Annotated in this window: 16 protein-coding genes; 2 read left to right on the forward strand and 14 right to left on the reverse strand. The window is 68.8% G+C overall.

Annotation, left to right across the window (positions count from 1 at the left end; translation table 11 throughout):
* The first annotated feature begins 3 nt into the window (after nt 1-3).
* The gene (locus AC07OX_RS13450; RefSeq protein ID WP_354345955.1) at nt 4-1,395 is read left to right on the forward strand and encodes an aminopeptidase P N-terminal domain-containing protein; all 1,392 of its coding nucleotides are present in this window, start codon (nt 4-6) and stop codon (nt 1,393-1,395) included.
* Nucleotides 1,392-2,531 (forward strand): hypothetical protein, encoded by a 1,140-nt coding sequence (locus AC07OX_RS13455; RefSeq protein WP_495261307.1) that lies wholly within the window; start codon nt 1,392-1,394, stop codon nt 2,529-2,531. The genes AC07OX_RS13450 and AC07OX_RS13455 overlap by 4 nt, the downstream gene beginning before the upstream one ends.
* 36 nt (nt 2,532-2,567) lie before the next feature.
* On the opposite strand, the gene AC07OX_RS13460 is transcribed toward AC07OX_RS13455, so the two are convergent.
* The 14 genes from AC07OX_RS13460 to AC07OX_RS13525 all read right to left on the reverse strand — a co-directional run bounded on the left by AC07OX_RS13460 (nt 2,568) and on the right by AC07OX_RS13525 (nt 23,091).
* Nucleotides 2,568-2,906, reverse strand: a complete 339-nt coding sequence (locus tag AC07OX_RS13460; RefSeq protein ID WP_319358189.1) for a DUF3325 domain-containing protein — start codon at nt 2,904-2,906, stop codon at nt 2,568-2,570.
* Nucleotides 2,906-4,552, reverse strand: coding sequence for a PepSY-associated TM helix domain-containing protein (locus AC07OX_RS13465; RefSeq protein WP_495261306.1), 1,647 nt, complete (start codon nt 4,550-4,552; stop codon nt 2,906-2,908). The genes AC07OX_RS13460 and AC07OX_RS13465 overlap by 1 nt, the downstream gene beginning before the upstream one ends.
* Nucleotides 4,549-4,857, reverse strand: coding sequence for a DUF3649 domain-containing protein (locus tag AC07OX_RS13470; protein WP_370680729.1), 309 nt, complete (start codon nt 4,855-4,857; stop codon nt 4,549-4,551). Before AC07OX_RS13470 ends, AC07OX_RS13465 begins: the two co-directional genes overlap by 4 nt.
* A gap of 156 nt (nt 4,858-5,013) precedes the next feature.
* On the reverse strand, nt 5,014-6,366 hold the full coding sequence (locus AC07OX_RS13475) for an esterase-like activity of phytase family protein (protein ID WP_495261305.1): 1,353 nt from the start codon (nt 6,364-6,366) through the stop codon (nt 5,014-5,016).
* A gap of 75 nt (nt 6,367-6,441) precedes the next feature.
* Nucleotides 6,442-8,763, reverse strand: a complete 2,322-nt coding sequence (gene pbpC, locus AC07OX_RS13480; RefSeq protein WP_495263277.1) for a penicillin-binding protein 1C — start codon at nt 8,761-8,763, stop codon at nt 6,442-6,444.
* A gap of 21 nt (nt 8,764-8,784) precedes the next feature.
* Entirely contained in the window at nt 8,785-14,796 is a 6,012-nt protein-coding gene (locus AC07OX_RS13485) for an alpha-2-macroglobulin family protein (protein WP_495261303.1), read from the reverse strand.
* Between the two features lie 123 nt (nt 14,797-14,919).
* On the reverse strand, nt 14,920-15,396 hold the full coding sequence (locus AC07OX_RS13490) for a DUF2269 family protein (RefSeq protein ID WP_070063336.1): 477 nt from the start codon (nt 15,394-15,396) through the stop codon (nt 14,920-14,922).
* Nucleotides 15,393-15,776 carry a DoxX-like family protein gene (locus tag AC07OX_RS13495; protein ID WP_495261302.1) on the reverse strand — a complete coding sequence of 128 codons (384 nt, stop codon included), beginning with the start codon at nt 15,774-15,776 and terminating at the stop codon, nt 15,393-15,395. Before AC07OX_RS13495 ends, AC07OX_RS13490 begins: the two co-directional genes overlap by 4 nt.
* Nucleotides 15,773-16,891: a saccharopine dehydrogenase family protein gene (locus tag AC07OX_RS13500; RefSeq protein WP_495261301.1), complete on the reverse strand. Its 1,119-nt coding sequence runs from the start codon at nt 16,889-16,891 to the stop codon at nt 15,773-15,775. Before AC07OX_RS13500 ends, AC07OX_RS13495 begins: the two co-directional genes overlap by 4 nt.
* Nucleotides 16,888-18,498: an FAD-dependent oxidoreductase gene (locus AC07OX_RS13505; RefSeq protein ID WP_495261300.1), complete on the reverse strand. Its 1,611-nt coding sequence runs from the start codon at nt 18,496-18,498 to the stop codon at nt 16,888-16,890. The genes AC07OX_RS13500 and AC07OX_RS13505 overlap by 4 nt, the downstream gene beginning before the upstream one ends.
* A gap of 117 nt (nt 18,499-18,615) precedes the next feature.
* Nucleotides 18,616-20,172 carry a polyamine aminopropyltransferase gene (locus AC07OX_RS13510; RefSeq protein WP_495261299.1) on the reverse strand — a complete coding sequence of 519 codons (1,557 nt, stop codon included), beginning with the start codon at nt 20,170-20,172 and terminating at the stop codon, nt 18,616-18,618.
* A complete protein-coding gene (locus AC07OX_RS13515) occupies nt 20,169-20,387 on the reverse strand; it encodes a DUF350 domain-containing protein (RefSeq protein WP_062473571.1) in 219 nt (72 codons plus the stop codon). The genes AC07OX_RS13510 and AC07OX_RS13515 overlap by 4 nt, the downstream gene beginning before the upstream one ends.
* A gap of 66 nt (nt 20,388-20,453) precedes the next feature.
* Nucleotides 20,454-21,935 (reverse strand): DUF4178 domain-containing protein, encoded by a 1,482-nt coding sequence (locus tag AC07OX_RS13520; RefSeq protein WP_495261298.1) that lies wholly within the window; start codon nt 21,933-21,935, stop codon nt 20,454-20,456.
* Nucleotides 21,936-22,041: 106 nt separating this feature from the next.
* The gene (locus tag AC07OX_RS13525; RefSeq protein ID WP_495261297.1) at nt 22,042-23,091 is read right to left on the reverse strand and encodes an SPFH domain-containing protein; all 1,050 of its coding nucleotides are present in this window, start codon (nt 23,089-23,091) and stop codon (nt 22,042-22,044) included.
* Between the last annotated feature and the right edge of the window lie 24 nt (nt 23,092-23,115).

Consider the following 23,115-nt stretch of genomic DNA (forward strand, 5'->3'; position numbering starts at 1 on the left):
CCCATGCTCAATGACACCACGATCTACGCCGAGCGCCGCGCGCGCCTCGCCTCGCAACTGGGCAAGGACGGCATCGCCATCGTCCCCACCGCGCCCGAGCGCCAGCGCAACCGCGACAGCGACTTCCTGTTCCGCCACGACAGCTACTTCTACTACCTGACCGGCTTCACCGAGCCGAACGCGTGGCTGGTGCTGGCGGGCGACGGCCGCGCCACGCTGTTCTGCGCACCGAAAGACCTGGAGCGCGAGATCTGGGACGGCTACCGCCTCGGCCCCGACGCCGCCCCCGCCGCGCTGGGCGTGGACGAGGCCTTCTCGGTGAACGACCTCGACGCGAAGTTGCCGAAGCTGCTCGAGAACCGCTCGACCGTGTGGTTCCCCTTCGCCACCCACAAGGGCCTGGAAACCCGCATCGACGGCTGGCTGCAGTCGGTGCGCGCGCGCGTGCGCTACGGCGCGCTGTGCCCCGAGGAACAGCGCGACCTGTGCGGCCCGCTCGACGAGATGCGCCTGGTCAAGGACGCGCACGAGCAGGACATCATGCGCCGCGCCGCACAGATCAGCGCCCGCGCCCACATCCGCGCGATGCAGCTGTCGGCCCGCATGCTGCGCGAGGGCAAGGACGTGCGCGAGTACCACCTCGACGCCGAGCTGCTGCACGAGTTCCGCCTGGGCGGCTCGCAGTACCCGGCCTACGGCTCCATCGTCGCGGCCGGCGCCAACGCCTGCGTGCTGCACTACCGCGCCGACGCCGCGCCCGTGCGCAAGGGCGAGCTGGTGCTGATCGACGCCGGCTGCGAACTCGACGGCTACGCCAGCGACATCACCCGCACCTTCCCGGCCGACGGCAAGTTCAGCGGCCCGCAGCGCGCGCTGTACGACCTGGTGCTCGCCAGCCAGGACGCCTCGGCCGCCGCCACCAAGGCCGGCAACCGCTTCAACGACCCGCACGATGCGGCCGTGAAGGTGCTGGCGCAGGGCATGCTCGACCTGGGCCTGCTCGACGGCAACAAGGTCGGCAGCGTCGACGACGTGATCGATTCGCGCGCCTACTTCCAGTTCTACATGCACCGCACCGGCCACTGGCTGGGCATGGACGTGCACGACTGCGGCAGCTATGTCGAACCCACGCAGGTGGGCGAGGTGAGCGAGCGCAAGGACCCGCTGTCCAACGAGCTCATCAAGAACCGCCCGAGCCGCATCCTGCACCCGGGCATGGTGCTGACGCTGGAGCCCGGCATCTACGTGCGGCCCGGCGAAGGCGTGCCCGAGAAATTCCACAACATCGGCATCCGCATCGAAGACGACGCGATCGTCACGGCCACGGGCTGCGAACTGATTTCGCGGGGGGTGCCGGTGAAGGCGGATGAGATCGAGGCGTTGATGCGGGGGTGAACACCGTCCGCAAGCGGCGCGCCAGGCTGGTGGACGACCGCCCGCCGTATTGGATGCAGCAGTGGCTGCTGCATCACAAGGAATCGGACCGGTTCGATGGACGTGAGTACCGCATCTACGACGTCCACGCGTCCAAGGGGACGCCACTGTCCTCGGTCTGCGCCGAAGGCGTGATTTCGCGGATCAGCGATACCGCACTGGAATTGCGGGAGCCCGAGTCCGTCGTGTCCGCCTATGCGATCTGGTTCGGTCTGCTGATGGCCGCGCCGCTGGTGGCATTGCTGTTCCATGTAGACATACCCCAGACGATCATGGGCACGCTGATCGCGCTCTGGTTGATCGGCGTGACGCTGTACGCCGTGATTTTCGGCGCGCGCTCGATTTTCATGACCTTCAGGGAGGTGCTGCGCCCCTCGCCGTTGACCGTCGGGATTCTGTGCGACCGGCGCAACCAAAGGCTGTGGTGGCGCGAGGAAGGGAAGGACCGCTGGGTCGCGTGGGAGCGCATCCGTGTCGCCCATCGCAAGGGATGCCCCGCGACGCAGACCTCCGAAGACTTGCGTCTGCTGATGCTGAACAAGGACGATGCCCTCGTCACCACAATGGAGCAGGGCACGGAGCCATTGACGTTGCCGCTGCCGAGCTGGGGCTTCGGTCATCGATGCACGCAATCGCATGAGAACGAGACGTGCAAGGCCGTCGTCGACTTCATCGCGGTGTTCATGCGTCACGGCCCCGAGCAATTGCCCGCCACCCGCTGGCGGACACCGGAACACGACCGCGAACGCCTGTTCCTGGACCTGGCTGGCACCCTGAATTTTTTCGCCGGGCCTCGTGCGCATGCATCAAGACCGTTGCGCGCCTTCTGCGCCGTGCTGATGGCACTGGCCGCACCGCTCCTGCTGCCACCGCAATGGCTGCATGCGCTCGCCGAATTTCGGCGTCGGCCGAGCGAATGGTCGGAAGCCACCCTGCAGGCGGTCGGGATCGATTCGCCGACGACCCGCCTGGCCGTGCCCGCGGGCAGCCGCCCGTTGCACGCGCCGCTCGATCAGGAGCAACGCGCTCTGGCGTGGATCTGGATCGCCACCGCCTTCGCGACCTACCTCATCGTGGGTTGGAAGATCGTCCACTGAGTGCGCGGACGGGTGCGGGCCCGGATGCCCGCGCGATCACAAGCAGAACAGCAGACTGAGAAACGCAACGCCCCCTGCTGCAGACGCGATCCAGTGAAAGCGATGCGGCAACCCGCTCAGCAGCCCCACCGTCGCCAGCGCCGCCGCCGTGAGCGCCCCGAGCCACAGCACCCACCCCACCGACCCGCCCGCCGCCTCCAGGCTGGCCCACAGCGACAGGCACAGCAGCGCCGTCCCGCCGAGCTGCAGCCAGCGGCGCCAGGCACCCGGCGTGCTGCCGCGGCCGAAGACGTCTTCGCTGTGGCGGTCCATCGCGAGGCTCAGCGCACAGAAGCCGGCCAGCGAGGCGGCGAACACCAACCCGAGCAGCGGCATCACGACCCCTGGCCCGACGCTGCGAGCTCTGTCGGCGGCGGCTTGACTGCCTTCTTCGGCGCGGCCAAAGCCTTGCGGCGCTTGCGCTCCACCAGCCAGGTCGCACCCGCCAACCCCAGGCCGAGCGCGATCGCCACGAGGTCGAAGCCCGCCACCGAACTCGGGCCGCTGCGCAAGCTCACGGTGAGCGGCGCGGGGCCGGTGAAGGCGTTGAGCACCGGCAACAGTGCGAACAGCAGCGCGCCGAGCGCAAGCTGCGCCTGCCACATGCGCAGGGTCGGGCGCAGCAGGCCCAGCACGGCGGTGGCGCCCCAGACGATGAAGAACCAGCGGATCTCGGCCTCGTTGCGGCCGGCCACGTCGACCGGCAGCAGGCGGTTGGCCCAGAAGAAGGCGGCCATCGCCACGGGCAAGCCCGCGATCGCGCCGAGGTTCAGGCCGTCGACGAGCCGCAGGCCGAAGCCGATGCGTCCGCCCTGCTTGAGGGTCTTGGCGTATTTCTGGCGCTCCTTCACGGCCCACAGCAAGAGGCCCGTCGCCACCATCAGGCAGCCCGCCAGGCCCGACACGAAGAACAGCGCGCGCAGCAGCGGATCGGCAAAGCGGCCGATGTGCAGGCCGTAGAGCACGCCGCGCGTTTCGGCCGCGGCCTTGGGCACGTCGCCGAAGGTGCCGATGAGCGCGCCGGTCGTGCCGTTGAACTGCATGCTGGGCTGGTCGTACGACAGGTGCCGGCCTTCGGCCCGCGTGAGCGAGACCACGGCGTTGGCGTCGTTGGGCTGGTGCACCACGATGCGGCCGACGGGCGCGCCTTCCCAGTGGGCCGTGGCCTGCGCCACCATGGGCGCGAGGGGCGCCAGCGCGGCCTTCGTGCCCGAGGCCTTGATCTGCGTGCGCACGCCGCCCGGGAAGGCCTCGGCGAAGAAGGTGTCGTTGCCGCCGTGCGCCTTGTAGGCCACCTGCGGCCCCCACGGCATGTACATGAACATCAGCGTGACCAGCCCGGTGTAGGTGATCATGGCGTGGTACGGCAGCGCGAGCACGGCGGTGACGTTGTGCGCGTCGAGCCACGAGCGCTGGCCCTTCTTCGGGCGGAAGGTGAAGAAGTCCTTGAAGATGCGCTTGTGCGTGACGATGCCGCTGACGATGGCCACGAGCATGAACATCGCGCAGAAGCCGACGATCCAGCGCGCCCAGAGCGCGGGCATGTAATGCAGGTCGAAATGCAGGCGGTAGAAGAACTCGCCGCCGCGCGTCTCGCGCGGCGCGGTGATCGCCTGGCCCGTGGCCGGGTCGAGCATGGCGCGGTCGAAGCTGCGGCGCCGGTCCACGGGCGGCGAACCGGGTGGCGGCGGCTTGGCCCACAGCAGACTCACGCCGGGCTCGCGCTCGGTGGGCAGGGTGATGAACCAGCGCGTGGCATCGGGCGCGTGGCGCTGCATGAAACCCAGCGCGTTGTCGGCGGCCACCGGCTGCGGCACCGTGCCAGGCGCCACGGCGTGCAGCTCCGGCTTCATCCAGAAGGTGATCTCGTCCTTGAAGTACGAGGCCGTGCCGGCCGCGAACACCATGAAGAGCACCCAGCCGACCAGCAGGCCCGACCAGGTGTGCAGCCAGGCCATCGACTGACGGAATCCTTCCTTCATGCGGCACCTCCGCCGCCCTGGGTCCACAGCAGCAACAGCAGACCCTGCAGGGCCGCCGCGATGGCAAGGCCGGTCCAGGCGCGCCACGCCGAGCGCGCCGCGAAGACCCACATCACGGCCACGGCGTAGACGAGGAAGGAGGCCAGCGTGCCGGTCAGCGCGGCTTCGCTGCGCGCCATGCCGAAGAGGGCAGGCAGGCCCAGCGCGAGCACGGCGGCCGACAGCGCGGCGACGCCGTAACCGCCCGCGATGGCGGCGACGGCCCGCGACGCGACGCCCATCCGGTAGCGGAGGCCGGCGCTCACGACGGGCGCCGGACGACGTGCGAGGTCGTTCGGAAATTCATGGGACAGAGGGAGAGGAGAAACCTGGAGAATGAGAATCATACTCATCTTCTGGGTTTTTCTCGCCCCCGCCCATCCCGCGAGCGGGGCCTTGAAAGGCGGGCGCCGCCGTACGCCTTACTTCGCCTGCAGCAACGCGCCGGCTTCGAGCAGTACCAGCTCGTTGTCGTCTGCCTTGTTCGGCTCGCGGCTGCTGGAGAACGGCAGGTTGTTGTCGTTGCCGACGACGATGTGGGTGGCGTCGACCACGTCGACGTTCTCGATGGTGAAGAACGGGAACTTGAGCACGCCGTCGTTCAGCGGCTTGCGCGCGAGCTTGTTCGGGTCGGCGATGTTCAGCAAGTCGATGTAGCCGATCTTGCGCACCGCGCCGCCCACGTTCGCGTCGCTCAGCTCGACCTTGTAGACGCGCTTGAACTTCGCGATGTCGTGGAAGCAGTCGGTGCGCTTCTGGCCTTCGGGGCAGGCCTTGTCGCTCGTGCCCTCGCCGTTGTCGCGCTCGATGATCAGGCCGGTGGTGCCGTCGATCATGTTGAAGTCGCCGATGGCGTGGCCGTTGGCTTCGAGCACGTACTTCCAATGGCGGCCCGTCCACTTCTCGGTCGCGACGTCGAACTCCAGCACGCGCAGCGCTTCCTTGCCGTCGACCTTCTCGTAGTCCTTGACCTCGGCGTTCCACACCGGGCCTTCGAGCAGTGCATAGAGCTTGCTGCCGTCCTTGGACGAGGCCATGCCTTCGAAGCCCTTGGAGCGCTTGATCTGGAAATCGACCGCGCCGCCCGGCGCGCCCGGCGTGGTCACGGCCGGATGGTCGGGCGAGCGCACGGCCTTGCCGTCCACCTGCGTGTCGAACACGGCGAGCACCTTGCCCTTCAGGTCGGCCTTGATCAGGAAGGGGCCGAACTCCTCGCCGATCCACAGCGCGCCGCCGGCGAACTGGAAGCTCTCGGGATCGAAGTCCGAACCCGTCAGGTAGCGCTGCTTCGTGCCTTCGTGAACGATTCGGAACGGCACCTTCTTGTCGGGGTCGTGCAGGAAGATGGTGTTGATGCGATTGAACTTGCCGCTCTTGAAGTCCACCTTGTAGTGGTTCAGGTAGAGCATGAAGTCGGGCGAGTTGGCCTTCGCGCCGGCGCCGTTGTCGGTGAGGATCCAGAACGAGCCGTCGTCCATCTTCTTGATGCCCGAGTGGCCCTGCAGCGGTTGGCCCTTGAAGGGCACCGAGACGCCAGTGCCGCGGCCGGCCGAGAGGCCTTCGACGGTGCCCAGCGCCTCGACGCGCTTGCCCGAGGTGAACTTGCCGCTGACCTGCAGGTCGGCGGGCGCGTCTTTCGGTGCGGCAACGAAGCTCTGCGCGGGCAGCACGGCGTGGCCGGCGAGCGTGGCAGGGAAGGCGGTCTGTGCGGCCGCGCCACCGCAGGCGAGTGCGGTGGCCAGGGCGATGAAGGAGAGGGAGGCGAGACGCGTCATGGGCAGAAGAAAGGTTTCAGTCGAAACGCGAGACCATGCCGATTGCGCGTGACGGCGCCGTGACATCCACCGGCTTCAAGGTGCGATGTCCACCGTCACTTCGCGCGACTCGGCACGGCCCTGGTCATCGACCGCACGCAGCACGTAGCGCCGGCCTGAATCGGCCATGTCCGGCATCCAGGTGATGCCTTCGCCGGGCGCGGCCTTGCCGACCAGTGCGTCATCGGCGAACCAGTAGATCGTCTGCGTGCCCGCCGCTGCTTCGGCGCGCAGCACGAGTGGCTCGGGCTTCTTCACGCGCAGCGTGTGCCGCACGCCGCGCAAGGGCGAGGTGATGAGCGGCGCCGTCTCCGAAGCCTCGCCCTTCTCGCAGCCGTCGGTCGGCAGGCTCGCGCGCGGCAGGCCCGCCTGGCGAAACAGCCGCCGCATGTCGCTGCCCCATTGCTCGACCACCTGCTGGCGCGCGTTGGGCTGCGGCCCGCACACCACCTTGCCGGTCGTCTCGTCGACCCACACGGCGCGGTGCAGGTTGCTCACCTGGATCGGTGACTTGCCGGCGATGAACCATGTGGTGGTGCGGACCGGGCACAGTGCATCGGGCAACCCGCCCGTCGCGGTGCACACCTCGACCTGGCGCAGATCAGGCGGCTGGCGCGTCGCGATCTCGCCGGGATCGAGCCGCTCCGCGCGCAGCGCATCGACCATGCGCAGGAACAGCGGCGCGGCCGCATCGACGCCCACCAGCGCGGGGTTGCTCGTGCCATCGAAGTTGCCGACCCACACCACCAGCACATGGCGACCGAACACGCCCGCGGTCCACGCATCGCGAAAGCCCCACGACGTGCCCGTCTTCCATGCGATGGCGGGGCGCGCGGGCAGCGTGGTGTCGGGGCGCGGCGTGTGGCGCAGCATGTCGAGCGTGATGAACGAGGCCTCTTCGCTCAGGAGGCGAAGCGGCTGCACCGGCCGCTCGTCGGACGCGGGCTGCGTGTAGCGCAGCGGCTGCGAGATGCCGCCGTTGGCCAGCGTGGCGTAGAGGCCCGCGAGCTCCTCGGGCGTGACTTCGCCGCCGCCCAGCACCAGCGCGAGGCCGTAGTGCGATTCGCTCTGCAGCTTCTGCACGCCCGCGAGCCGCATGAAGTCGTAGAGCCCCGGCTTCGACAGCTTCGCGGCGACGGCCACCGCGGGGATGTTGCGGCTGCGAATCAGCGCCTCCTGCGCGGGCAGCGGGCCAGCGAAGCGATGGTCGAAGTTCTCGGGCGTGTAGGGGCCGAAGGAGGTCGGTGCGTCCTTCAGCATCGTCTTCGGATGCAGCAAGCCCTGGTCGAGCGCGAGTGCGTAGATGAAGGGCTTGAGCGTGGACCCCGGCGAGCGCTTGGCCTGCGTGCCGTTGACCTGCCCCGCGATCGCGTCGTTGTGCCAGTCGGCCGAACCGATCAGCGCGCGCACCTGCATGGTCGAGGCGTCGAGCAGCAGTGCGCTCGCGTTGGTCATGCCCACGTCGGCATGCGTGCGCAGGTACTGGCCCATCACGCGTTCGAGCGTGGCCTGCATGCGCAGGTCGATGGTGGTACGCACTTCCTGCACACCGCGTTCCTGCGCGAGCAGCATGTCGGTGGCGTGCGGCGCAAGAAAGGGGAGGCTGCCGCGCGACTGTGCCGAGAGCGCGAGCTGTGCATCCGGCGCGTGCTGCTTCGCGGTCGGATCGCGCTCGGCCCACAGCGCCCACAAGCGTTCGCGTGCCGACTGCAGCTCGGCATTGCGACCGCGCTCGGCGATGCGCTTGACGGGGTTCTGCGGAATCACCGCGAGCGTCAGCGCCTCGGGCAGGCTGAGCTTGGCGGCGTCCTTGCGGAAGTAGATGAGGCTTGCGGCCTGCACGCCTTCGATGTTGCCGCCGTAGGGCGCGGTGTTGAGGTACGCCTCGAGGATCTCGCGCTTGCCGAAACGCGCTTCGAGCCAGAGCGCCGCGCCGATCTGCGCGATCTTGCCCATGGCCGTGCGGCTGTCGATGCCGTAGACACGCCGCGCCAGCTGCATCGTGAGCGTCGAGCCGCCCTGCCGGCGCTCGCCGCTGGCGATGCGCCACGCGCTGCGCACGAGCGCGGCGGGGTTGACGCCGGGGTGCGCGTAGAAGCGGCGGTCTTCGTACAGCAGCACCGCATCGACCAGCGTCGGCGAGATGCGGTCGAGCGGCACCCAGAGGCGGTATTGCTCGTCGCTTGCGAGCGTGAGGCGCAACAGCTCGCCGCCTTGCGCGTACACGGCGCGCGAGCTGCCGACGGTTTCGCTGAGCGGGGCGTGCGGCCACAGGCGCAGCAAGGCGAGCAGGAAGGCAACCGCCAGCGCCCACAGCGCTGGCTTGCGCAGCCTTCCCAACTTCACGCCCAAGCGCATGACGGCCTCCGCTGCCTGGCGTCAGTTCGCGACGACCTGGAAGCGCGCACCCGCCGAGCGCGAATACACGCGCCGGTCGTACATCGCCTCGCCATACGCCGCAGGCACCACGAAGTCGCCGACGTTGGTGGCGCGCGCCTTGTAGGTCACTTCGAGCAGGTTCTTGTCGACGGCGCCGTAGAACACCACGCGGTCTTCGCGGATGTCGGCGTACTGCACCTTCCACGAGCCGCCGCCACCGAGGCGCTTCTTCCAGATCGGCGCATCGGCATTGGCTTCCTGGTCGTCGCCCACGGCCTGCAGCACCGGCTCCAGGCCGCCTGGCAGCAGGTCGACCAGCGCCACGTCGTTGAGCTGTGCGCGCTCCAGGCTGCGCACGCGCACCCGCACGGTGACCTCTTCGCCAAGCTTGGCCTTGGTGATCGGGTTGCCCTTGGCATCGAGCACTTCATGGAAGATCTCCAGGCCCTGGTTCACCGGCGTGGTGGGCACGTTGCGCTCGAAGCCCTGTTCGGCCCAGCTGTAGTACAGGTTGAAGTCGCTGTCGTTCGAGAGCTTGAGCTTGGCCGTGCCGGCGGGCACCGCGGCGCGCGTGATCGGGTTCACCGAGCCCAGCGCGAGCGCCGCAGCCTGCCCTTGTGCATTCACGGTCTGCGCCGTGAGCTTGCCCTCGGCGTTCTGCGCCACCGCTTCGAAGTACGCATCGACCGCGAGCAGCATCGAGGCCGACGACAGGCTGTTGTACCAACCGTCGCGCACCATCGCACCCATGCCTTCCCACACTTCGGGCTTCAGCGTCTTCAGGCGCGAAGGGAAGTGGCGGCCCACCAGGTGCAGCGTCATGCTGTCGTGCACCAGCGGGTCGTAGTACGCGCCCCACACGTTGCGGCGCTGCTTCTTTTCGGTGCGCGCGAGCAGGTCGGACCACACCGGGTTGAGCAGCTCGTTGGCCACTTGCTCCTGCTTCACGAGCTGATAGCTCGCGGCGAGGTACACGGCGCCCAGGTCGTCGCTCCAGCCTTGGGTCTGCTTGTTGCGCCACGCTTCGCGCAGGTTGGCCAGTGCGGCCGGCGCGATGATGCCCTGGCGCGTGAGCAGGTAGGCCGCCTGCGTGCGCTGGCGCCAGCCGTCGAGCGAGGTGTCGCCGCTGCCGAGCCAGCCCTGCAGGTACGTATTCGCCTTCTGCAGCAGGTCTTGCGGCACGGGCAGCTTGTGGTCCTTGGCTTCGATGAGCAGGTGTACCGCGTAGAGCGTGGCGAAGGCATCGGTGCCCGCGCCAGGCCACAACGAGAAACCACCGTCGGCCGTCTGCCGTGCGCGCAGTTGCACGAGGTAGCGCTCGAAGGTCTTGCGCGCCTCGGGCATCGGGCCCTGCTCCGGCGTGCGGCCGCGCGCCATTTCCTTCACCAGCTCGGGTCGGCCCGACAGCAGCACGGCCGGGAAGGTCTGGCTCGTGATCTGCTCGGTGCAGCCGTGCGGGTACACCTCCAGGTACTGCATGAGGCCGGTCGCGAAGGCCCACGGCGCGGCGGACACCGCCACGTCGCTCTTGCGGAAGTTCGGGTACAGGTCGGCCTTGCTGCTCAGCTCGCCCGCGCGCTGGAAGCTGCCCGCCTGCACCAGCGTGACGAACGGCGACGCAGGCCGCACGCTCACTTCGGTCGAGAGGCGCGCGCTGAAGGTCTTGTGCGTCGAGGTGAACACCAGCGCCGACGAACCCAGCACCGCCTGCTCGCCCGGCTTGGCGCGCACGTTGAACCTGGTGCTCGCTTCGCCGCGCTCGTTGACCTTGAGCGTCTGCGTCGCATCGCCCACCACTTCGAGCCCGCCCGAGGCGGTGAGCGTGAGCGCAATGGGCACGTCCTTGCCCGAGCCCACGATGTTGTTCGCGAGGCCCACGCCCACTTCGACGGTGTCGCCGGGCGCCATTGCGAGCGGTGCGTTCGGCAGGATCACCATATCGCCGCGCACCACGGTGCGGGTGCTCTTGGCGGCGGTGGTCTCGTCGTTCACCGCGACGGCCATCACACGCAGGCTGCCGTTGAAACTCTCGGGCACGGTGTAGCTGAACTCGCGGCTGCCGTTCACATCGACCAGCCCCGACCAGTAGGCCACCGGCTTGTCGCGCTTGCGCTTGAACGGGTTCAGGTGCTTGCCGAGCTCGCCTTCGCCATCGCCGCCGGGCGCTGCACCCTGCATGAGCTTCTTGAACTCCGGCAGGATCAGGTCGAGCGTCTGCAGGGTGCCCACCTCGAGCGCGCGCTTCTGGAAGAAGTGCTTGAGCGGATCGGGCGTCTTGTAGCGCGCCACCTGCAGGATGCCTTCGTCCACCGCGAACAGCACGGCGCGCGTGGGCTTGTCGCTGGTGAGCTTCATCTTCACCGTCTGCCCGGGCTTCACGAGTTCGCTGCTGGTGAGCTGCAGGTTGGCGGTGCGCTTGGCCAGGCTGGTGGCGAAGGGCACGACGCCGTACGACAGCGGGCTCATGTAGACCTCGTCCGAGGCCGGGTCGCGCACGAAGTGCACGTTGATGTAGCCGGTGCCCTCGAAGTCCTTGGGCAGCACGATCTTCTGCACCGAGGCGGTCTTGTCGGTCTTGAACCATGCGTGGGCGTAGACCTTGTCGCGCTCGATGGTGATGAGGCCGGCGCCCACGTACGGCGCGCGGATGCTCACCTCGATCTCCTGGCCCGGCTCGTAGTCCTTGCGGTCGAGCGTGAGCTGCAGCTCGGCGTTGCGGTCCAGCGAGCGCGAGACGTTCGCGTTGCCCGCCACGCTGTACTCGACGCGGTTCAGCTCCAGCCCACCGGCATTGCGCACCACGTAGGCGAAGTTGCCGGGCGTGGAGGTGTTCAGCGCAATGGTGTTGCCGGCCGCGACGATGGCCAGCGGCTTCTCGTCGATCACGATTTCCTTCTTGCGCGACTCGTAGCGGTAGAGGCCGTTGTCCTGCTTCACGAGCACCGACAGCACCTTGCGCTCCACGCGCTCGATCTTCAGGGCGTCCACGGCCGTCTTCTTCGCCTGCGGGTCGATCGCGATCACGGTCGCATTGCGCGCGGCGCCCTTGCTCACGTAGCTGGTGTCGCCATCGACCTTCACGCCCACGAGGTAGGGCATGTCGCTCACCAGCGTCTGCGCCTCGGCCGAGACGCTGCGCCCGCCCTCGGGCTCGAAGGCCTTCGCGAGCACGTGCACCTGGTAGGTCGCCGCATCGAAGCGCGAGAGGCGCAGGTCGAACTCGGCCTTGCCTTCGGCGCTGGTCTGCACGCTGCCCAGGTCGTCGACCTGCTTCTCGGTGGCGCGCTGCGGATCGAAGAAGGCGTAGTCGGCGAACGCGCGGAACACCGGGAAGGCCGGGCTCAGCGTGAGCGTGCCCTCGACCTTGCGGTCGGGCGCGGGCGTGCCGAAGAGGTTCTGCACGTCGATGAGCGCCTTCAGGTCCTTGGGCCTGACCCAGCCTTCGGCGACTTCGCTGCTGAGCTTGGCGACGACCTTGGTGCGGTCGGGCAGGAACTCCTGCACCTTCACCGTGGTGCTGCCGATCAGCAGGCCCTGCACCTCGGGGTTGCCGGGCGAGGATTCGCGCGGCAGGTAGAGGTTGACGGTGTAGTTGCCGGTGGGCGAGGTGTCCTGCGTGGCGTGGGCGATTTCCGCCGCGCCGCCGGGGCCGAGCTTGAGCTTCTCGCGGCGCACGCTGAGTCCGCGCGCATCGATGATCTCGGCCTCGAGCGGCAGGTCGCGCAGCGACGTGGCCCAGTTGCCGGCCTTGACCATCATCGCGATGTGCATGGTGTCGCCCGGGCGGTAGATGCCGCGGTCGCTGAACACGTAGGCGGTCATCTGGTTTGGCACGCCGGCCGCGCGCAGGCCGCCGACGTCGAAGCGCGAGATGTCGAGCGTGCGGTCGCTGCGGTTGAAGGGCAGGAAGCTCAGGTCGCCGTCCTTGCGCACCACCAGCACCACCGGCGCCTTCTCGCGCTGGTAGCCGGCGAGGTTCGGCAGCTTGGCGGCGCCCGTGGCGTCGGTGGATTGCGACGCGACGATCATGCCGTTGCGGCCCCACACCTCGACCAGCGCACCGGCCACGGGCTGTCCGTTGGCGATGCTCTGCACGAACACGTCGCGCGTGCCGTCGAGCGACTTCTTGGCGACGATGCCCAGGTCGGTGACGAGCACCAGGCGCTGGTCCTTCTGGTCTTCGGGGTTGCCGCTTTCGGGGTCGCCCTCGCCCTCGTACTGTTGCTGTTCTTCCTGTTGTTCTTCTTCAGGCTGGGCCTGCGCCGCATCGCCTTCGGCCTTCTTCTTGGCCTTGGGGTCGAAGCCCTGCACCTTGAGCAGGAACACGCCGCGGCGGTCGGCCACGTCGCTGCGCAGGTACTGCGCGAAGTCGACGGTCTCGTAGTGCGCCTTGCCGGCGGGGATGCTGAGCGGGATCTCCTTCTGGAAGCGGTCGACGAGGTTGTCCGACTGCAGGCCGCCGTTGAACTGCGGATGCGCGAAGTCGCCGTTGGTCTGCGTGACCAGGTGCTGCAGCTGCTGCGGCAGCAGGCGTCCGATTTCCAGGCGGATGCCGGGCAGGTCGCGCACCAGGATCGGCAGCTTGCGTTCACCGGAAAGTGCGAGCAGCGAGCCCTGGCTCATGATGGTGAGCTCGGGCGCGAAGGTCTTGAGCAGGCGCACGTCTTGCCGCGCCGCGCCGAGCTGGTAACCGCCCGGCGTCTTCAGGCCCTTGGCCACGCGCACCAGCAGGTAGCGGCCGCCCTCGGCCTGGGGCATGCGGAAGCTGACCATCTCGGTCACTTCGCGCTCGCTGGCGATGGGCTGCAGATTGATCTTCTTCGCGCGGCGCAGCACGGCGTCGGTGACCTTCGCGGGGTCGGCGGACCAGTCGAACTTGTCTTCGGGGTCGCCCTTGGCTTCTTCCGTGGCGGGCAGCAGCCAGGCCTGCACCACGCGCGCCATTTCGCGTTCGTGCACCGGCATCGAGGCCGTGACGTGCATCACATGCTCGGGCTCGCCGTTCTCGCCCGTGACGATGGTGGGGTCGATGCTCGCGATGTCGAGGCTGAAGAGGCCGGGGATGTCGACCGCGCGCGAGAGGTCGCTGCGCTGGCCGGGGCCGCCCTTCTGCGCGACCGCGCCGGAGGTGAGGCTGAGCACCACGGGGCGCGTCTTCTCGGGGATGGGCAGCGGCTCGGACTGGAGGGTGGCGGTGAGGCGCAGCTTGTCGTAGCTGACGGTGAACTTCTCGCTCGCGCATTTGCCCACGCTGAAGATCGAGGTGCCGCAGGCCTGGTCATAGGTCAGCACCAGGCGCTTTTCGAACTCTGCCGTGTTCACGGGGTGCGAGAAACGCACCTGGAAGAGCGCGCGCCGCACGTTGGCCTGCACCGGGTCTTGGTAGAACTCCGCGCCCGCGATGCGCGCGCTGAATTCGGGCGAGGTGAACTCGTACTTGCGCTGCTCGATCTCGATGTGCGGCGCGAGCGCGTCCTTCGCCAGCTGCACCTTGTAGGGTTGGCCGACCGGCCAATCCTGCGCGGGAAGGAATTCGAGCTTCTTCTGGCTGCTCCACGACCAGCGCCCGGCAATGGCCGGCTCGATGCTGACGCCGGTCGCCTCCAGGCCGATGCGCGCGATCGGCGCGACCGAGGCAGAGAAGTTGATGACGACCGGGTTGGGCCCCTTGTCGTTTTCGATCTGCGTGCGCGGCGGCGCCACGATCTGCGCGGTGGAAACGACGGGCTCGACGCGATCGGGCGTGAGGCCGTGCCACCACTTCAGCACCTGCGGGCTCGCGAACCAGCCGGCCAGCACCAGCAGTGCCAGCACCACCACCCAGGCCAGCCGTTGCTGCAACCACTGCAGCCCGAAGAGAAGAAAGGCGCCCACGATGCGCAGCCACCCCGGGGGTCGCCAGGAACCGATGAGTCCGCGTGCCAGCGGACGCAAGAACCCGAGCACACGGCTGAGGCCGGTGAAGAGCACGTCGCTGAGCGACGCGAGTTTTCGATTGGCAACTTGAAGCATGGACGCTCCCCCGATGTTTTTGTTGGCGCCTGACAGTCTCTGCCCGGTCTGTGAAGCCATGGCGCTGTGTGTGAAGTCTGCGTGAAAACCGCACAGGGCCCGCGCACCGGCCCGTCTCGAACGTCAGAACGAAAGTGCGGGCTTGTTCACCATCAACCAGAACACGACGGCCATGGCCACGAAGGCCGGATAGCCGAGCAGTTCCCAGTAGCGCTGGTAGCGCAGATACAGCGACGGCAGCGCGGTGCTCTCGCGATGCGCCTGCCCCGCCAGGGCCGCCATGCGGATCTGCAGCCACACCACCGGCAGCCAGCATGCCCCCGCGAACGCGAACAGCCCCAGCGAGAGCGCCAGCCACGGCGTCGACAGCGGCCAGCCCGCCAGGTGCGCCAGCGCGAAGCCGGTGACCGGCTGCAGGATGACGGTGGGCGTGGTGAACCACCAATCGGCCCGCACCACCAGCCGGCTCACCACCGCCTGCGCCGGCACGCTGCCGCTGCGGTTGGCAAAGAACATGTAGAAGGCCGACCCCAGCCCCGTGCCGACCATCAGCACGCTGGAGACGATGTGCAGCCACTTGAGGACGAGGTAGGTGTTCATGGCGTGGCGCGTCGATGCAGGTGCCAGAGCAGCGCGGCAATGGGCAGGTTCTTGAGCAGCGGGCCCAGCGGGTGCAGCCACAGGTCCGGCTGCAGCACGGTCGCCACGAGCGTCATGGCGAGCATCAACGCGAAGGCGGCCAGGTAGACGGTGCGGCCGGGTCGCAGCCACAGCGCCAGGCCGATCGCCAGATCGGCCGCCGCGCCGCCGACGATCAGCACCTGCACCAGCCACGGCGGCGAGGCGATGCCCGCGTCGGCCAGCACACGGCGGCTCTGGCCGTCGAGCTCGACGATGCTGGCGACGGCGGTGAAGAGCCAGACGGCGACGAGGCTCAGGCGCAGCAGGCGGTCGTCGCCGTCGACAGCCGGGCGCGTCATGGCGTGGGCGCCCCTTCGTCGATCACGTCCGTCACCATGCCCCAGCGCGCGAACTCGGGGCCGAACTCGGGCAGCGCGAGCAGCCCGGCGCAGGCGTGCGCGCCCACCGGCAACGCCTCGCCGCGCGCGAGCCGGCGCGCCAGCAGGATGGCGGCCATGCAGGGAATCTCGGGGCCGTGGTTGTCGTCGGCCGCGATGTGCCAGGCGCGGCGCGCGATGGCGCCGTGCGCATCGGTGCCTTCGACGCGCACCACCATGCCGCCCAGCGCGGTGCCGAACGCATCGAACACGCCGCCCGTCGCGTGCAGCAGCGGGGCCAGCTTCTGCGGTGCGCGCAGCAGGCCTGTGCGGCGCAGGAACGCCAGGAAAGCGAAGGCGTGCTGGGTCAGGCCGACCTCGAGTGCGGCGCGGAACATGACCGACTGCACGCCGGCGTAGCGCGTGGGAAAGAGTTCGAGATCGGGGATGTCGCACAAGGCGCCGCGGCGCGGCTTCATGCGCGCGAACTGCACCTTCGCGGGATGGGCCCAGCCGGGCTGCTCGGTCCAGCGGCCGCCCTGCCAGACGCGGATCGGCGCGCCGCAGTAGGCGAGCACGCCCGCGAGCGTGGCTTCGCCGCGCGGTGCGCCTTGTGCCGGCGCGATGCAGATGTCGATGCTGCGGATGCCTTGCCAGCCATTGGTGAGGTGATCGACCACCGCCGACGACAGCGCCGGCACGGTGCTGGCGCCGGCCACGGCGGTGCGGCCCGCGCGGCGGAAGGCCGCGTCCATCGCGGCGGGAAAGTCGCAGACGAAGCGCCGGCCGTCGGCCAGGTCGATGTAGTGCGCGCCGGCGGCTGCCACGGCCTGCGGCACGCGGTAGTCCTGGCCCTGGAACGGGCCGGCGGTGTGGATGACGAGGTCCACGCCCAGAAAACCCAGCCCCTGCGCGAGGTCGGGCGACTGCGCATCGACGCGCACACCGCGTGCACTGCCGCCCAGCGACTGCGCGAAGGCCGTGGCCCGTTCGAGGTCGCGCCCGCCGACGTACAGCTCGATGCCCGCGTCCTGCGCCAGTGCGCGGCTGATGCGCGCACCGAAGTTGCCATAGCCGCCGAGCACCAGCGTCTTCATGCGAGGTTCGCTCCGGCGATGTGGCCGCGCGTGAAGGCTTCCTCGAAGATCGAATAGCCCGACCAGTCCGCGTGCGCGAACGACAGCCGGCCCGCGGCCACGCGGTCGCCGTGCGCGCCGATCTGCGCGAGCAGACCGGGCCGCGGGATCGACATGGCGTGGCCGTAGCGCGTGATCTCGACGCGCGTGGCGAGCGCGGGCAGGTCGGGGTGCGGCACCGACAGCTCGGCCAGCAGCTCGTCGCGCCATGCGGTCCACGGGCGCTCGAGCAGCAGCTGGCGGCCGTCGCCGGTGTCGTAGCCGCTCGGGCCCAGCGGGCGGTACCAGCTGAGCACGGTGCCGCGCGGCGTGGGGTCGAGCGTCTGGTGGCGCGCATCGACATACCCGAGGCCGCGCGTGCCGTAGATCACGTTGTCCCAGCTCGGCGCGGCGCCGACGCGGTCGGCCAGCGGACCGCGCAGGTGCACGTTGGCGACCAGCCAGGGGGCGTAGCGCACGTGCGCGGCGGCGCTGGTCAGCAGCGACGGCGGGTTCTCGACCACGCGCGCGGCGATGAAGACGGGCAGCGCGACGATGCAGCGCTCGGCCTGCCAACGCACCATCGATTTCGAGGCGGCATCCCACGCATCGACCTCGACGCCGGCGCGTCCTTCGGCGATGCGCGTGACGACCTGGCCGGTGTGCAGGCGCCCGCCCAGCGGTGCGGCCAGCTGCTTCGTGAGCCAGCCGTTGCCTTCGGGCCAGGTGAGCACGCCGTCGCGGTCGGGGTTGGTGTCATTGACGCTGCCACTCGCGTCGCCCGGCGCATGGAAGCCGTGCCGGCTCGCGAAGTAGTGGATGCCGGCCCAGGCCGACACCTGCGCGATGCCGGCGCCGTAGTCGTCGCGGCAGCAGTAGTCGAGGTACCAGCGCAGGTGGGCATCGTCGAAGCCTTCGCGGTCGAGCCAGCCCGCGAAGGGCAGGGCGTCGAGCGCGAGCAGTTCGGGCGTGACGGCGAAGCGCAGCGTGGGAATGGCGAAGTGGGCGGCGTGCTGCAGCGCGTCGATGCGCTGTGCGAAGCGGCGGTATTGGGCGTGCGTTTCATCGCCCACGTCGTGCACGGGCAGCAGCCCGTCCTGCCATTCGCCACGGAAGAAGAGGCGCTCCTGCGGGCTGTGGCAGAGGTGGCGCTCGTCATACGTCCAGCGGCCGGCGACGCGGCGGCGCAGGCCGAGTTCCTCGAGCAGGTCCTGCACCTCGTGCGCGTCGTCGCCGGGCGTGGGCAGGTAGTGCGCGCCGAGCGGGCAGGCGATGCCGCCGACCGAGCCGCCGCGCGCGTTTCCACCGGCGGTGTCCTCGAGTTCGAGCAGCGCGAAGTCGTCGATGCCCGCGAGGCGCAGCGCACGTGCGGCCGCGAGGCCGGCGACGCCGCCGCCCGCGATGACGACGCGAGTGCGCTTGACGGTGGCCGGGGCCTGCGACCTGAGCGCGCCGTCGCGCATCGCGTGGCCGCGCGCGACATCGATGCCGGTGAAGCCGCCCTCGATGGGCGGTGGCGGCGCCTCGCAGCCGGCCAGCGCCAGGGCGCCTGCACCGGCAGCGACGCCAAGAAAGCCACGACGCCTCATGGCACACGGTTCCTTCGTGGAACACCGCGGAACCGGCTTTGCCGGGCCGCAGGTGTTGCCCCCGGCAGGGGGTTGGCGAAGCGACACGAAGTGCGCGCAGCCTGGGGGCGAGCCATATCAGTGCGCCATGACCTTGCCCCACTCCTGCTCATAAGTGGTGACCAAGGTCTGGTTCGACAGGCGGTTCACTTCGGTTGGCACCCGTGCCATGTCGAGCGGAAAGTCGAACATCAAAGGCAGCGTTGCCGGCGTCAGAAAGCGCATGCCGCCCGGCAGCGCGTCGGGCTGCCGGTAGGGCCGGTGGCTGGCGATGATGTAGCCCCATTCGCCGAAGCTGGGCACGTGCGCGTGGTACGGCGTGGCCTTCAGGCCGACCGACTCGATGGTGCTTGCCACGGTCCAGTAGCTCTTGCGCGCCACCAGCGGCGAGGTGGTCTGGATCACGGCGTAGCCGCTGGCCGACAGGCGCCGGTCGAGCAGCGCGTAGAAGCTGTTGGTGTACAGCTTGCCGATGGCGAAGTTGGTCGGGTCTGGGAAGTCGACCACGATGACGTCGAAGGTGTCGCCGTCCTGCTGCAGCCACTGGAACGCGTCGGTGTTGACCACCTTCACCTTCGGCGACGACAGCGCGTGCCCGTTGAGCGCAGCCAGCGTCTCGTGCGTGGTGAAGAGCTGCGTCATGTTCGGATCGAGCTCCACCAGCGTGACCGACTCGACCGAGGGGTACTTGAGGATCTCGCGCACCGCCATGCCGTCGCCGCCGCCGAGCACGGCGACTTTCTTGGGCGCGCCGTGCGCGGCCATCGCGGGGTGCACCAGCGCCTCGTGGTAGCGGTACTCGTCGCGCTCGGCGAACTGCAGGTTGCCGTTGAGGAACAGCCGGTGGCCCAGCGCGCCGCGCGTGACCACGATGCGCTGGTAGGGCGAGCTGGCGCTGAAGACGATGCGGTCCTGGTAGAACTTGTCTTCCGCCAGCGTGGTGATGTGGTCGGCGCCCCAGAAGGCGCCGATGAGCGCGGCCAGCGTGAGAAAGCAGGCCACCGCGTGCGCGCCGGCGCGGCGCAGCTCATGGCGGAACAGCCACAGCGCCCACACGGCCACCGCGGCGTTCATCACGCCGAACAGCAGGCCGGTGCGGATCATGCCCAGCTGCGGCACGAGGATCAGCGGGAACGCGACCGACACGGCAAGCGCGCCCAGGTAGTCGAAGGTCAGCACCTGCGACACGAGGTCCTTGAGCACGATGTTGCGCTTGAGGATGCGCATCACCAGCGGAATCTCGAGCCCCACCAGCGTGCCCACCACCACCACGAGGCCGTACAGCAGCAGCCGGAACGCGCCCGGCACGTAGGCGTTGGCCAGGAACAGGATCGCCGGCAGCGCGCCGCCGATCAGCGCCACGAGCAGTTCGATGCGAAGGAAGTGCGCCGGCAGCTGCCGGTCGAAGTAGCGCGAGAGCCACGAGCCGACGCCCATGGCGAACAGGTAGGTGCCGATGATGGTGCTGAACTGCAGCACCGAGTCGCCGAGCAGGTAGGAGCTCAGCGCGGCCGCGCTCAGTTCGTAGACGAGGCCGCAGGCCGCGACGACGAACACGCTGGCGAGCAGCGCGATCTCCACGGGTTGCGGCCCCCGCGCATCCGGGGTGCGCGCGGGCAGGGCCGCGTCGCTCAATGGATTGCTGCGGCCACGATGACGCTGATGCCGAGGCACATGGCGGCCACGACGAGCGCCAGCGCCCTGTTCTGCTTCTCGACGATCTCGCCCCACAGGTCATAGGGGGTGATCTTGTCGATGATCAGAAAGCAGATCCAGAAGACCACCACGCCGATCAGCGCATACACGAGCGACCCGAGGACCACGCCCGGTTTCAGCCATTCAATTCCCATGGGGACCTCCAGTCGTAGCAATAAAGAAAGAAGTGAGAGAAGAGCAGCGCCTGCGCGCGATCTTCGTCATTTGTGGCCGCCGCCGCTCGAGTAGCCGCCGTACGAACCGCCCGAACTGCGGTACCCGCTCGAGGAGCCGCCGCTGCAGTTGCTCATCATGATCAGCACGAAGAGGATGACCACGATGACGAGGATGATCGTGCCGCAGCCCATGCCCGACGCGGCGCTCACGGGCAGCGCGTCGCCGCGCGAGAACAGGTCTTTCTTGGCGTCGAGCTTGAAGGCCGTGGCCACGGCGCCGCTGTCGATCTTGCTGCCCGAGGACCAGGTCAGCTCGTTGGCCGAGCGCTCCATCGAGAGCAGTGCGCCACCGCTGGCGAAGTCGCGGTTGAAGGTCTTCTGCCCGCGCTCGACCTGCCAGTAGAACTCGCCGGCCACGTAGGTGGTCTCGGCGTTGTAGGCGTACTGCTGCTGGTAGCGCTTGTTGAGGTAGGTGGCGGTGGTGCCGTTCTCGGCCATCACGGGCGCGCCGGTGGTCGGCTTGACCATGCTCCAGCCGTCTTCGGCATCGACCAGGAAACTGAAGCCGCGCTTCTTGTTGTACAGCAGGTACTCGTCCCAGCCGAACTGCTCGTCGTCGCCGGGCTCCTGGCCCATGCGGTGCTGGAAGCCCACCACCTGCCATTGCGCGCCCTGCAGCTGGCCCATGCTGCCCAGCGCGATGAGCGGGCGCACCGGCTCGTTCTGCTCGGCGTGCTTGAGCTCGCCGCCGATGCCTTGCGACAGGTCGATGATGCTGTTGCACGAGCCGCAGGTGATGCTCTTGCTGTCGGCCAGGTTGACCGTGACGGGCGAGCCGCAGTTGGGGCAGTTGAAGCTGCGGCCCTTTTCGTCCTTCGCGGATTCGTCGCGCAGGCCAGTGAGCTGCAGATCGTCCAGCTGCACCGAGCGGCCGAGGTAGGCCGTGGGCGGGGCGGTGCCGTAGTCGATGCTGAGCACCAGCCCCTTGTCGTTGCGCAGCTCGACCATCGCGAACGGTTGGCCGAGCTCGGGCAGGTGCGGCAGTTCGCCCTGCGCGGAGGTCAACGCCACCTGTTCGTTGGAGGCGACGGTGTAGCTCTGGCCGGCGAAGGCGGTGGTGGCGCCCACGCGCAGGTCGGCGGGCGGTGGCGCGGCACGCTGCAGGTCGAAGGGCAGCGCGAAGACGTAGGCGCCGTTGTCCTCGCTGAGCACGCCGGTGCGGTCGCCGTCGAGCGCGGCGATCCACTCGGTCCAGCGCCCGCCGGGGTAGGTGTACTGCAGCCGGCCGATCAGCGTGAAGGGCTTGTCCTGGATGCGGCCGGCGGCGAACAGCTGCAGCGGGCTGAAGTCGTCGAACAGCTCGGCCATCTTGCCGGTGCGCGCGAGCGTGTCGCCCTGGCGCACGACGGTGCTCTGGCAATACGGGCAGACCGCGTGCGTCGATTGCGCCGAGCGGAATTCGACCGGCGCGCCGCAGCCGGGGCAGGGCGCGCGGTAGTAGCGTTGGGAGCCGGTTTCCTCAGCCATGGCGCACCGGGTGCGATGGCGCGGCCGGCCACGAATGATTCAAGCCCAAAAGGCCTCTGACGCCCGCTGGGCGGGCGTCAGTCGCTATCGAAAACATTGCGACGAATCAGACGAGCTTTTTCAGCAGTTCGGCCTTCTTGGCGTCGAACTCTTCCTGCGTGAGGATGCCCTTGGTCTTGAGTTCGCCGAGCTTCTCGAGCGTGGTCATCACGTCGGCGGCGCTCACCACGGCCACGGCCGGCTGCTGCGTCGTGGCCGCGGCCTGGGCCGCGGCGTTCGGGCTCAGGCCCTGCGCGAGGTTCTGCGCCAGCACCTGGCCGAGCGCCACGCCGGCACCCAGGCCCATCGCGTCGCCCGCGATGCCGCCGCCACCCGCTGCGCCTTCGGCGAACTTGGGGATGGCCTGCGCCGTCTGGTACTGCATGAACTTGCCCATGTCGTTGCCGACCATGCCCATGCCGATCTTCTGGTCGAGGATCTTCTGCAGCTCTTCGGGCAGCGAGACGTTCTGGACCGTGATGTTCTCGAGCTTGATGCCGATCTTTTCGAACTCGGGCACCAGCTGGGTGGCCAGCGCGGTCGCGAACTGGATCTGGTTGGCCGCCAGGTCCAGGAAGGGCAGGCCGCTGGAGGCGATGGCGTTGCTGATGTTCTGCAGCACCAGGCCGCGCAGCTGGCCGTCGAGGTCGGCCACGGAGTAGATGTCGCGCGTGCCGGAGATTTCGGTGTGGAACAGCTTCGGGTCGCCGATGCGGAAGCTGTAGTTGCCGAAGGCGCGCAGGCGCACGGCGCCGAAGTCCTTGTCGCGGATCGTGATCGGCTGGGGCGTGCCCCACTTCTGGTCGACCTGCTGGCGGGTGCTGCAGAAATAGACGTCGCTCTTGAAGGGGGATTCGAAGAGCTTGTCCCAGTTCTTCAGGTACGTGAGCACGGGCAGCGTCTGCGTCGTGAGCTTGTACATGCCGGGGCCGAACACGTCGGCCACCTGGCCTTCGTTGACGAACACCGCCATCTGCGACTCGCGCACGGTGAGCGAGGCGCCGTTCTGGATTTCCATCTCGGCCATCGGGAAACGCCAGGCCAGCGTGCCATCGCCGGACTCGGTCCACTGGATGATGTCGATGAACTGTTTCTTGATGAAATCCATCAGGGCCATGGTCGTTCCTCTCGAGATGTTGTC

The sequence above is a fragment of the Variovorax sp. GW821-FHT09D07 genome (assembly GCF_059416345.1).

Coding starts and splice junctions, on each gene's coding strand:
- AC07OX_RS13450 (WP_354345955.1), top strand. CDS start 4: ATGCTCAATGACACCACGATCTACGCCGAGCGCCGCGCGCGCCTCGCC.
- AC07OX_RS13460 (WP_319358189.1), bottom strand. CDS start 2,906: ATGCCGCTGCTCGGGTTGGTGTTCGCCGCCTCGCTGGCCGGCTTCTGT.
- AC07OX_RS13465 (WP_495261306.1), bottom strand. CDS start 4,552: ATGAAGGAAGGATTCCGTCAGTCGATGGCCTGGCTGCACACCTGGTCG.
- AC07OX_RS13475 (WP_495261305.1), bottom strand. CDS start 6,366: ATGACGCGTCTCGCCTCCCTCTCCTTCATCGCCCTGGCCACCGCACTC.
- pbpC (WP_495263277.1), bottom strand. CDS start 8,763: ATGCGCTTGGGCGTGAAGTTGGGAAGGCTGCGCAAGCCAGCGCTGTGG.
- AC07OX_RS13485 (WP_495261303.1), bottom strand. CDS start 14,796: ATGCTTCAAGTTGCCAATCGAAAACTCGCGTCGCTCAGCGACGTGCTC.
- AC07OX_RS13490 (WP_070063336.1), bottom strand. CDS start 15,396: ATGAACACCTACCTCGTCCTCAAGTGGCTGCACATCGTCTCCAGCGTG.
- AC07OX_RS13495 (WP_495261302.1), bottom strand. CDS start 15,776: ATGACGCGCCCGGCTGTCGACGGCGACGACCGCCTGCTGCGCCTGAGC.
- AC07OX_RS13500 (WP_495261301.1), bottom strand. CDS start 16,891: ATGAAGACGCTGGTGCTCGGCGGCTATGGCAACTTCGGTGCGCGCATC.
- AC07OX_RS13505 (WP_495261300.1), bottom strand. CDS start 18,498: ATGAGGCGTCGTGGCTTTCTTGGCGTCGCTGCCGGTGCAGGCGCCCTG.
- AC07OX_RS13515 (WP_062473571.1), bottom strand. CDS start 20,387: ATGGGAATTGAATGGCTGAAACCGGGCGTGGTCCTCGGGTCGCTCGTG.
- AC07OX_RS13520 (WP_495261298.1), bottom strand. CDS start 21,935: ATGGCTGAGGAAACCGGCTCCCAACGCTACTACCGCGCGCCCTGCCCC.
- AC07OX_RS13525 (WP_495261297.1), bottom strand. CDS start 23,091: ATGGCCCTGATGGATTTCATCAAGAAACAGTTCATCGACATCATCCAG.